7 protein-coding genes are annotated in these 11769 nt (G+C 60.4%); 5 read left to right on the top strand and 2 right to left on the bottom strand.

From position 1 onward, the window contains the following. The first annotated feature begins 222 nt into the window (after window positions 1-222). The 5 genes from ACCD02_RS20580 (at window position 223) to ACCD02_RS20560 (ending at window position 9336) form a co-directional block, all read left to right on the top strand. Window positions 223-882, top strand: coding sequence for a GntR family transcriptional regulator (locus ACCD02_RS20580; protein WP_413305780.1), 660 nt, complete (start codon window positions 223-225; stop codon window positions 880-882). A 4-nt stretch (window positions 883-886) separates the two neighbouring features. Next, window positions 887-4375 (top strand): chromosome segregation protein SMC, encoded by a 3489-nt coding sequence (smc, locus tag ACCD02_RS20575; protein ID WP_413305777.1) that lies wholly within the window; start codon window positions 887-889, stop codon window positions 4373-4375. A gap of 231 nt (window positions 4376-4606) precedes the next feature. After that, a complete protein-coding gene (gene zipA, locus ACCD02_RS20570) occupies window positions 4607-5443 on the top strand; it encodes a cell division protein ZipA (protein ID WP_413305774.1) in 837 nt (278 codons plus the stop codon). A gap of 121 nt (window positions 5444-5564) precedes the next feature. Next, the gene (gene ligA, locus ACCD02_RS20565; protein ID WP_413305771.1) at window positions 5565-7934 is read left to right on the top strand and encodes an NAD-dependent DNA ligase LigA; all 2370 of its coding nucleotides are present in this window, start codon (window positions 5565-5567) and stop codon (window positions 7932-7934) included. A gap of 235 nt (window positions 7935-8169) precedes the next feature. Next, a complete protein-coding gene (locus ACCD02_RS20560) occupies window positions 8170-9336 on the top strand; it encodes a putative zinc-binding metallopeptidase (protein WP_413305769.1) in 1167 nt (388 codons plus the stop codon). Between the two features lie 68 nt (window positions 9337-9404). Here ACCD02_RS20560 and ACCD02_RS20555 read toward each other — a convergent pair whose 3' ends face one another. After that, window positions 9405-9884: a GNAT family N-acetyltransferase gene (locus ACCD02_RS20555; RefSeq protein ID WP_413306072.1), complete on the bottom strand. Its 480-nt coding sequence runs from the start codon at window positions 9882-9884 to the stop codon at window positions 9405-9407. 202 nt (window positions 9885-10086) lie between these two features. Beyond that, window positions 10087-11610 (bottom strand): FAD-dependent oxidoreductase, encoded by a 1524-nt coding sequence (locus ACCD02_RS20550; RefSeq protein ID WP_413305766.1) that lies wholly within the window; start codon window positions 11608-11610, stop codon window positions 10087-10089. Between the last annotated feature and the right edge of the window lie 159 nt (window positions 11611-11769).

Here is an 11769-nt window from a genome sequence, read left to right as displayed (position 1 = left end):
CTGATTATAGGATCAATTAAAATCTGACTTTAAAGTCAAGAAGGTGCGTTTTTACGGCCCCGGACGATCAATGGCTGTCGGAGGATGCAATGAATCTGTAAGAAGATGTTCAAAGGTTTGCGTATTTCGTGCCAGTTCGCGGCAAGTGGCCCTGCGCCATCGCACTCCAGTGCGATACACTTCGCCGCTTTGCCGCCACAGATTCCCGATTCAAGGACAAACATGACGTTCAAGGCCCCGGACAGCCTCGCCGAGCAAATCGCTCAACACCTTGCCGAGCGCATCATTCGTGGTGAGCTCAAGCCGGGCGAGCGCATCCAGGAACAAAAGGTCACCCAGGCGCTGAACGTCAGCCGCGGTTCGGTGCGCGAAGCGCTGCTGATCCTTGAACGCCGCCACCTGATCGTCATCCTGCCGCGCCGTGGTGCCCATGTCACCGAGATCACCGCCCATAATGTGGTCAGTCTGTGCACCCTGATGAGCGAGCTTTACGTGCTGTTGGCCATTGCCGTGTCCAAGGGCTGGAAAGCGCAGGCCGACCTCGGCGCCTTCCTGCAGATCCAGCAGCGGCTGATCGCCAGTTATGAGCGCGGGGATGTCCAGGCCTTCGTCGAAGACAGCTTCAACGTCATGCGTGCAGCGTTCCCCTTTGCCGACAACCCGTATTTGCAGGAAACGGTGGAAAACCTGCAACCGTCCATGAGCCGCAACTACTTCCTGGCCCTGGAACAGCGCAAGGCGGAAATGAGCGATTACCTGACCCTGTTCGCGCAATTGCTCGAAGCCGTCATTGCCCGGGACGAACCGCGGATCCGCAAGGTGCTGAGGGATTACGGCGAGCGCAGTTGCAAGCTGATCCTGTCCGCGCTGACGGCAGGCTGACCCCGTGCGGCTGAAGTGCATCAAGCTGGCGGGGTTCAAATCCTTCGTCGACCCCACCACGGTGAACTTCCCCAGTAATATGGCGGCGGTCGTCGGCCCCAATGGTTGCGGCAAATCCAACATCATCGACGCCGTGCGCTGGGTGATGGGCGAAAGTTCGGCGAAGAACCTGCGCGGCGAGTCGATGACCGACGTCATCTTCAACGGCTCCACCAGCCGCAAGCCGGTCAGCCAGGCCAGTATTGAACTGGTGTTCGACAACTCCGACGGGACCCTGATCGGCGAATATGCCAGTTACGCGGAGATCTCCATTCGCCGCAAAGTTACCCGCGACAGCCAGAACAGCTATTACCTCAACGGCGCCAAATGCCGTCGTCGTGACATTACCGATATCTTCCTTGGCACCGGCCTGGGGCCGCGCAGCTACTCGATCATTGAACAGGGCATGATCTCCAAGCTGATCGAAGCCAAGCCCGAGGACTTGCGCAACTTCATCGAAGAAGCCGCTGGTATCTCCAAGTACAAGGAGCGCCGTCGCGAGACGGAAAACCGCATCCGCCGTACCCATGAAAACCTCGCCCGCTTGACCGACCTGCGTGACGAACTGGAACGCCAGCTCGACCGTCTGCACCGTCAGGCCCAGGCCGCCGAGAAGTTTCAGGAGTACAAGGCTGAGGAACGCCAGCTCAAGGCGCAACTCTCGGCGCTGCGCTGGCAGGCCCTGAATGAGCAGGTGGCCCAGCGCGAGTCGGTGATCGGCAATCAGGAAGTCGGCTTCGAAGCTCTGGTCGCCGATCAGCGCAGTGCCGATGCCAGTATCGAGCGCTTGCGCGATGGTCATCACGACCTGTCCGAACGCTTCAATCTGGTGCAGGGGCGCTTCTATTCGGTCGGCGGTGACATTGCCCGGGTCGAGCAGAGCATCCAGCACGGCCAGCAGCGCCTGCGTCAGTTGCAGGACGATCTGCGCGAAGCCGAACGCGCCCGCCAGGAAACCGAATCCCATCTGGGCCACGACCGCACTTTGCTGGCAACTCTGGGCGAAGAGCTGGAAATGCTCGAACCCGAGCAGGACATTACCCAGGCTGCCGCTGAAGAGTCGGCCATTGCCCTGGAAGATGCGGAAATTGCCATGCATGGCTGGCAGGAGCAGTGGGATGCCTTCAATCTGACCTCCGCCGAGCCTCGGCGTCTGGCCGAAGTCCAGCAGTCGCGCATTCAGCAGCTGGAACAGAGCATGGAGCGTCTGGCCGAACGCCAGCGCCGTCTGGGTGAAGAGCGCGCCTTGCTGGCCGCCGACCCGGAAGACGCCGCCATTATCGAGTTGAGCGAAGACCTCGCCAGCCGCGAGATGACCCTCGAAGAATTGCAGATGAGCGAAGAACAGCTCGTCGAGCGCCTGGAACAGTTGCGCGACGAGCTGCAGCGGGCCAATCAGGCGCAGCAACAGGCTCAGGGCGAACTGCAGCGCCTCAACGGCCGCCTGGCGTCGCTGGAAGCCCTGCAACAGGCCGCCCTCGATCCCGACACCGGCACGGCCGAGTGGCTGCGCGCCCATGAACTGAGCGAGCGTCCGCGCCTGGCCGAAGGGCTGCGGGTTGAGGCTGGCTGGGAAATGGCCGTGGAAACGGTGCTCGGCGCTGATCTGCAGGCGGTGTTGGTGGATGACTTCGCCGGTCTTGATCTTGCAGGTTTCGCTCAGGGCGATCTGCGCCTGCTCAGTCCTTCGAACGAAGGTGCCCGTGTGCCGGGCAGCCTGCTCGACAAAGTCGACAGTGATCACGACCTGTCGGCCTGGCTGGGCCAGGTGCTGCCGGTGGAAAACCTTGACGAAGCCCTGGCCCGCCGTAGTCAGCTGGCTGCCGGGCAGAGCCTGATCAGTCGCGATGGCTACTGGGTGGGTCGCCATTTCCTGCGCGTGCGCCGGGCCAGTGAAGCCCAGAGCGGAGTATTGGCGCGGGGCCAGGAGCTGCAACGGCTGAATCTCGAGCGCGACGAGCGCGAAGCGACTCTGGCCAGTCTTGAAGAGCAACTGCTGACCCTGCGTGAACAACAGTTGCAACAGGAAGACGCCCGCGAGCAAGTGCGCCGCCGCTTGCAGGACGAAGCCCGGCAGCAGGGCGAACTCAAGGCGCAGCTGTCTGCCGCCAAGGCCAAGGTCGAACAATTGACCCTGCGGCGCACACGCCTGGACGACGAACTGACCGAGCTGGCCGAGCAACGCGCCATCGAACACGAAGAGCTGGGTGAGTCACGCCTGCAGCTGCAGGACGCTCTGGATGCCATGGCCCTGGACAGCGAGCAGCGTGAACAGCTGCAAGCCCGCCGCGACAGCCTGCGTGAGCGCCTCGACCGGGTGCGCCAGGAAGCCCGTCAGCACAAGGATCACGCCCATCAACTGGCGGTGCGTCTGGGTTCGATCAAGGCCCAGCACGATTCGACCCGTCAGGCTCTCGAGCGCCTGGAAATGCAGTCTGAACGCCTGAGCGAGCGCCGCGAACAACTGAGCCTGAATCTGGAGGAGGGCGAAGCGCCACTGGAAGAACTGCGCCTCAAACTCGAAGAGTTGCTGGAACGGCGCATGGTGGTCGACGAGGAAATGCGCACGGCGAAAAACGCCCTGGAGGACGCCGACCGCGAACTGCGTGACGCCGAGAAGCGCCGCACCCAGGCCGAACAACAGTCGCAGTTGCTGCGCGGCCAGCTCGAACAGCAGCGCATGGAATGGCAGTCCCTGACCGTGCGCCGCAAGACCCTGGAAGATCAGCTGCATGAAGATGGCTACGATTTGCAGGGCGTCCTGGCGACCCTGACCGGCGAGGCCAACGAGAAAGAAGCCGAAGAAGAACTTGAGCGTATTGCTGCGCGGATTCAGCGGCTGGGGGCCATCAACCTCGCCGCCATCGACGAATATCAACAGCAATCCGAACGAAAGCGTTATCTGGATGCCCAAAACGCGGACCTGGTTGAAGCGCTGGAGACTCTGGAAAATGTCATCCGCAAGATCGACAAGGAGACGCGCAACCGCTTCAAAGAGACCTTCGATCAGATAAATAGCGGAATTCAGGCACTTTTCCCGAAAGTTTTCGGTGGTGGCAGCGCTTATCTGGAACTGACGGGCGAAGATTTACTCGATACAGGGGTGACCATCATGGCGCGCCCCCCGGGCAAGAAGAACAGCACCATCCATTTGCTGTCCGGCGGCGAGAAAGCCCTGACCGCATTGGCCCTGGTATTTGCCATTTTCAAACTCAATCCGGCACCGTTCTGCATGCTCGACGAAGTCGATGCGCCATTGGACGATGCCAACGTAGGACGCTACGCCAGACTAGTGAAGGAGATGTCGCAAACTGTGCAATTCATCTACATCACCCACAACAAGATCGCCATGGAAATGGCCGATCAGCTCATGGGCGTGACCATGCATGAGCCCGGTTGTTCGCGGTTGGTGGCGGTGGATGTAGAGGAGGCCATGGCCTTGGTGGACGCCTGATAGCCTGCCGGTAAATGGCTAACGGATAGCGCAATGTGCGGTACATAGCGCTTGTGACACAAAGCAGATGTAACAACCGGTGTAAAGTTACCTTTGGTCGTGCTAGCTTAATGTCCACTTTTTACTTTTCGCGTGGGCAAAATGCCAGTTAGAACATAGACTTGGCACCACGTTTTAAAGGGGTTTAAGCCCCTTATATTTCAAGCATTTTTCATAGAGGCACTGGATTACATGGAAATCGGTCTGCGCGAGTGGCTGATCGTCATCGGCATCATTGTCATCGCCGGTATTCTTTTTGATGGCTGGCGGCGGATGCGTGGCGGCAAGGGCAAGTTGAAATTCAGGCTCGACCGCAGCTTTTCCAACCTGCCGGACGACGATGAACCGTCGTCTGCGGAGTTGCTTGGCCCGGCGCGGGTGCTGGATACACACAAAGAGCCGCAGCTCGACGAACACGATCTGCCTTCCATGTCTGCCACTCCCCGTGAAGGCAAGCGCAAGCGCAAGGACGAGCCGCAGCAGGGTGATCTGAACCTTGAGGTCGAAGCGACCCCGAGCCTGTTCAGTGCCCGCGACGATGACTTCCCGGACGATAAGCCGTCACAGCGCATCACCGAAGACAAGGACCTGGCGCCTGTTGAGGAAGTACTGGTGATCAGCGTGATTTCCCGCGATGAAAGCGGCTTCAAGGGCCCGGCGCTGTTGCAGAACATCCTGGAAAGTGGCCTGCGCTTCGGCGAGATGGACATTTTCCATCGCCACGAAAGCATGGCTGGCAATGGCGAAGTACTGTTTTCCATGGCCAACGCGGTCAAGCCGGGCATCTTCGATCTGGACGATATCGACCACTTCAGCACCCGCGCCGTGAGTTTCTTCCTCGGTCTGCCGGGCCCGCGTCATCCGAAGCAGGCCTTCGATGTCATGGTTGCCGCTGCCCGCAAGCTGGCCCACGAGTTGAACGGCGAATTGAAAGATGACCAGCGCAGCGTCATGACCGCGCAAACCATCGAACACTACCGTCAGCGCATTGTCGAATTTGAGCGTCGTGCCCTGACGCAGCGTCGGTAAGAGGCCATTGTGGGGGCGAATTCGCTCCCACAGAATTTGCTTGCACAGCCTCCCCGGTAACCCGACCGATTCAAATATTGAGCAGCCCCGGCTGCTCTTTTGCTTTTCGAGAGAACACCGTATGAACGCCGCCGAAAGCCGAATCCTGGAACTGCGTGCAGAGCTGGACCAGCACAATTACCGCTACCACGTCCTCGACGAACCGAGCATCCCTGATGTCGAGTACGACCGCCTGTTCCACGAACTCAAGGCGCTGGAAGCAGAACACCCGGATCTGGTCACGCCTGACTCGCCGACACAGCGGGTCGGCAGCGCGGCGCTGTCGGCCTTCACTCAGGTGCGTCATGAAGTACCGATGCTCAGCCTGGGCAACGCCTTCGAAGAAACCGACATGCGCGAGTTCGACCGCCGTGTCACCGAGGGCCTGGATCTACCCGCCGGTGATCTGTTCGGCGGCGGCGCGGCGGTGCAGTACAGCTGCGAGCCGAAACTCGACGGCCTGGCGGTCAGCCTGCTTTACGTCGATGGTGCTCTGGTCCGTGGTGCGACCCGTGGCGACGGCACCACCGGGGAAGACATCAGTGTCAACGTGCGCACCGTGCGCAATATTCCCCTTAAGTTGCATGGCAGTGATTGGCCGCAGACCCTGGAAGTGCGCGGCGAGGTGTTCATGTCCAAGGCCGGTTTCGAGCGCTTGAACGCCAGTCAGCAGGAAATTGGCGGCAAGACCTTCGCCAACCCGCGTAATGCCGCGGCGGGCAGCCTGCGTCAGCTGGATTCGAAGATCACCGCCAATCGCCCTCTGGAATTCTGCGCCTACGGTCTGGGCCAGGTATCCGCCGAGTTTGCCGACACCCATATCGGCAACCTCAATAAACTCAAGGAATGGGGCATGCCGGTCAGCCGCGAGCTGAAGCTGGCCAATGGCATTGAAGAATGCCTGGCGTACTACAAGGACATCGGTGAGCGGCGCCTGTCGCTGCCCTATGAAATCGACGGCGTGGTGTTCAAGGTCAACAACCTGGCGTCCCAGCGCGAACTCGGTTTTCGCGCCCGTGAGCCACGTTGGGCCATTGCTCACAAGTTTCCGGCGCTGGAAGAGCTGACTGAACTGCTCGATGTCGAGTTTCAGGTAGGCCGTACCGGCGCCGTGACTCCGGTGGCACGGCTCAAGCCGGTCAAGGTCGCCGGTGTCACCGTGGCCAATGCCACCCTGCACAACATGGACGAAGTCGCGCGGCTGGGCGTGATGATCGGCGACACCGTGATCATTCGTCGTGCTGGCGATGTGATTCCCCAAGTGGTGCAGGTTGTCCTGGAGCGTCGCCCGCAAGATGCCCGGGCCGTGCAGGTGCCCGAGAGCTGCCCGGTGTGCGGTTCCCATGTCGAGCGCACGCAACTGATCAAGCGCAGCAAGGGCAAGGAAACCGTCAGCGAAGGCGCGGTATATCGCTGCGTTGGCCGCCTGGCCTGTGGTGCGCAACTCAAGCAGGCGATCATCCACTACGTGTCGCGTCGTGCCATGGATATTGAAGGTTTGGGCGACAAGACCATCGAGCAATTGGTGGATGAAAAGCTGATTGGCTCGCCCGCCGATCTGTACAAGCTCAAGTACGACGACATTATCGATCTGGAGGGCTTTGCCGAGATCTCCAGCAACAAGCTGCTCAAGGCTATTGCCGACAGCCGTCAACCGACCCTGGCGCGGTTTATCTATGCATTGGGCATTCCTGATGTCGGCGAAGAGACGGCCAAGGTCCTGGCCCGCTCCCTGGCTTCCCTGGAGCGCGTCGCACAGGCTTTGCCGCAGGTTCTGACGTACCTGCCGGATATCGGCCTGGAAGTGGCCCACGAGATCCACAGCTTCTTCGAGGACGAACACAATCAGCAAGTCATCAAGGCCCTGCGTGATCCCGCCGAGTGCGGCTTGGAGTTGCAGGGGGAGGGCGACCTGAGTGCCGAGTTTGCTGCCAGCGCCGACTTGGCCGGGATGCTCGACAAGCTCAACATTCCGTCGGTCGGCCCCGGTGGCGCGCAGAAGCTGGCGGACAGGTTCGGCTCGCTGGAGGCTGTGATCGCCGCCGACTGGCTGGACATGCGCCAGACCCTGCCGGAGAAACAGGCCAAGGCCGTGCGCGACTATTTCGATGTGCCTGCGCAGGTCGAACTGGCCAAGGCCATCGAAGCCCAGCTCAAGGACTTCGGCATGCACTGGCACAGCGAGAAAAAGACCGTGGAAGGCTTGCCGCTGGCCGGCCAGACCTGGGTCTTGACCGGCTCTCTGGAACTGATGAGCCGCGATGTGGCCAAGAGCAAGCTCGAAGGCCTGGGCGCCAAGGTGGCCGGCTCGGTATCGGCCAAGACCCATACCGTGGTCGCCGGGCCGGGCGCCGGGTCGAAACTGGCCAAGGCCAATGAGTTGGGGCTCAAGGTGCTGGACGAAGAAGCGTTTGTGGCGTTTCTTGGGAAGCAGGGTGTAGCGGTGGATTAACGGACCGCGTTCTTGTGGCAGCGACTTGCACGACTGAATTGTGGGAGCGAATTCATTCGCGAAGAGGACGAGACAACCGCCACATATTCATCGACGGGAATATCGCTTTCGCGAATGAATTCGCTCCCACATAGCCTGCTTGGACTTCATCGTTTGCCCTGAATATGTTCCTCACGAAATAAACGGAACCCCTACAACCGGCCATGATCTAGTGCATGTCCTCAAGGAGATCGACATGTTCCGCTATTTCGACCAACTTACTTCCCGCATTGCTGCGCCCTTCGTCAGCGAGACCCGGCGCAACAGCAAGGTCTGGCAATGCCGCTGCGGGCAGTCGATCTTTTTTCCCAATACCCAGTGCCTGGCCTGCTCGGCGGAGCTGGGTTACTTGCCGGAACCCGGGCGCGTGGCGGCTATCGAGCCGGACCATGATTTCAACGTCTGGCGCGTCCTAGACGAGCCAGGACGCGGTCTGTATCGACGCTGCGCCAATCTGGAAACCCCGGCGGCCTGCAACTGGCTGTTCCCGGCCTGGTCAACCGGTGAGTTTTGCATCGCGTGCAGCCTCAATCGCACCATTCCCGATCTGTCGATCCCGGAGAACGGCGATCGCTGGCGCAAGGTCGAGACCGCCAAGCGGCGGATGGTGGCGCAATTGATCAGCCTGGGCCTGCCGGTCATTCCCAAGTCGGTGAGTGAACAGAATGGCCTGGCATTCGATTTTGTCGGCATTGACCTGGAAGGCAAGCGGCCCATGACCGGTCATGCCGATGGTCTGATCACCCTGGATATCAAGGAAGCGGACGACGCCCATCGCGAAGCGATTCGTGTGCAAATGCATGAGCCGTATCGCACCTTGCTCGGACATTTCCGACATGAGGTCGGCCACTACTACTGGGATCGGCTGATTGCCGACAGTTTCTGGATCGACGGCTTTCGCCAGTTGTTCGGCGACGAGCGCGCCAGTTATGCCGACGCTCTGGAAAACCACTACCAGAACGGCACCCCCGACGACTGGCAGCAAGGCTTCGTCAGTGCTTACGCCACGATGCATCCTTGGGAGGACTGGGCTGAAACCTGGGCTCACTACCTGCATATGATGGATGCGGTCGACACGGCCCTGGGCTTCGGCATGAGCGCCCGGGAAATGGACCTGGACTACCAGCCATTCCCTCTGGAAACCCTCTATGACCCGCAGCATCCCGGCGGCCCGGCGTTCCTCGCGTTCGTCAACGCCTGGATCGAACTGGCCGGCATGCTCAATGAACTGTCACGCAGCATGGGGCAGCCGGACTTCTATCCGTTCGTCCTGCCACCGCCGGTGATTACCAAGCTGCACTTCATTCATCTGGTGATCCAGAATGCCGGTGGCAAGGCGGATGAGGTGTTGCAGGCGACGTGACATGGCGATCTTGGCATGAAAGTAAGTTTCAAAAGCCCGATACCCATTAAACGGTATACGGACAGTGGTTATAGCGCCAGCACCATGCGGCGCTCATAACCAATGCGTCCTTCATAAGCCTGGCCGGTATCGACCCAACCCTGGTTGCGATATAGGTTTATCGCCGCCTGATTATCGGCATCCACCGACAGCATCAGTTGTTCCACCTCGGGCCATTTGAGCCGGGCGGCCTGGGGCAGCCCCTGCAAAAAGGCCTTCCCCAACCCCTGGCCCTGAACACGGTGATCGATCTGCAAGGCGTGCAGGGTCGCCGCATCCGCTTGCGCCCAGTGGGGCAGGCAGGTACGGCGCTTGAGCAGGAAAAAACCGCGGGGCACGTCTTCGACCAGCAGGGCAAACCCGGCGACATCACCGCTGGGCTTGATTAGCAGCGTGTTCAATGCACAATAGATATCGCCGGAGAAGGCCAACTGCTCAGGCAGAATCTCAAGGGATTCGAGCTGCTGGCGCTGAATTTCATTCAATTCTTCGTAGGATACAACGTCGATTTTCTTCACTGGGTGGGCGCACCGTCTGACATGCGATGTAGGCGGTGCGCAGTATGACAAGTGTTTCAGCGAATCGCTCGGGTTAAACGGTCGATTTTATGCGTTCGATAGTGGGGGACCGGCTTCAGCCGGGAAGCGGCAGATACAACCAGCGAATCTCCTTGTCCCGACCCTTTTCTTCCCGGCTGTAGCCGGTCCCACATCAGCTCGCTGTAATCAGCATCGCCTCATCGCACGACAACGCCCGCTTCATCCGCTGTGACAGCAGGGCCATGATGCGCTGACGCCCGCAGGCCACCACTGACTCCACCTGATCGTCGACACACAGCAACGCGATAAAGGCATATTGCTCGGGCTCACCGACATACTCGATACGGTTCCAATCCCGGGCATAACCCAACACTTCGTAGGTCTTGCCATAGTGGTAGGTCCAGAAAAACGGCACGTCGGCGAACTCGCGTTGCTCACCGAGCATGTTGCTGGCGGCAATACGAGCCTGTTGCTGGGCCACGCGCCAATGCTCGATACGCACCGGGCGGCCGGCCAAGGGAAAGGTCACCATATCGCCCGCTGCCCATAGGCCGTCGGCCACCCGCATATCGGCATCGGCGCAGAGGGAGTGATCATCGGCCAGGGCCAGTTCACGCGCTGGCTCGGTTGCCGGTGTGACGCCGGTGCCGATCAGGACCAGGTCAGTTTCCAGGCGCTCGCCGTTAGCCAGTACCACCGCGTTTACCTTCGCGGCTCCCTCCAGCAATATCGGCTCGGTGCCGGTATGGAAGACAACGCCATTACGCTCATGCAACGTACGCAGCGCGCGGCCGATACGTTCGCCCATCTGCTTTTGAAACGGCACCTCATGGCGGGCGACTACATGGACCTCGAGCCCGGCCTTGCGCAGTGCCGCAGCGGCTTCCAGGCCGATAAAGCTGTCGCCAATAATCGTCACGCGGGCATTGGCCACGGCAACGCTCAGCAGTTGCTGCGCGTCGGCCAGGGAGCGCAGGACGAATACACCGGGCAGGTGGGCGCCCTCGATCTGCGGGCGCTGGGCAATACCGCCGGTCGCCAGCAGCGCGGCGTCATAGATCAGGCTGCGACCGTCCTCGAGGCTGATGGTTTTCGTATGGCTATCGACCCTCGGCACTCGTCCGTGCAGGCGTTGTATCTGTTCAGTTTGATAAAAGCTGTCTTCGAGCAAGGACGGGACTTGTGTCGGGGGCATTTCACCGGCCAGGACAAACTTGCTCAGTGCGGTTCGGTCGTAGGCACTGCGCTGTTCCTGATCGATCCAGAGCAGTTGCCCGGTGTAGCCCTTGGCCCGCAATGCGGCGACTGCCGCTGAACCTGCGGCACCTGCTCCAATGACAACAAAGCAGCGATTGTCGGGCTCGGCAGGTTTGTCAGCGCAAGGCAGCGGCTGATCGTCTACCCAGACTGTGCTGCCTTCGATACGTACAGCATGGCGCTCGAGACTTGCCAGGGCCGGGGGCTCGCACACTTCGCCGCTATCAATGGCGAACGCCGCCTTGTGCCAGGGACAGATCAGGTAGCCCTCGCAGATCGCGCCTTTCTCTAATGGAGCACCGGCATGGGGGCAATTGGCCTGGAAGGCATGTATCTGGTTTGCATTGGACAGCAACACCACCTCTGCGCAGCCGGCCTTTACCCGCAGGGGGTGAGCGTCGGTCAACCGGTTCAGGTCGGCCACGGCGTGAAAGGTCATGGGCATCCTCCTATGGACAGTGCATGGGACCGGCTTTAGCCGGGAATAAGCTTTGCGCCCAAGGCCGGTCCCACAGCGTGCTATTGAGGTCGCAACTCACGAACCGCCACCACCCCTGTCTCAAATACACATCTCCGAGCCCACGAGACAGGCAGAAAT

This window comes from Pseudomonas sp. Pseusp88 (genome assembly GCF_047303955.1).
Taxonomy (GTDB): Bacteria; Pseudomonadota; Gammaproteobacteria; order Pseudomonadales; family Pseudomonadaceae; genus Aquipseudomonas.
Note: the sequence above shows the minus strand (reverse complement) of the source record. Positions and strands in the feature narration are given on the sequence as shown.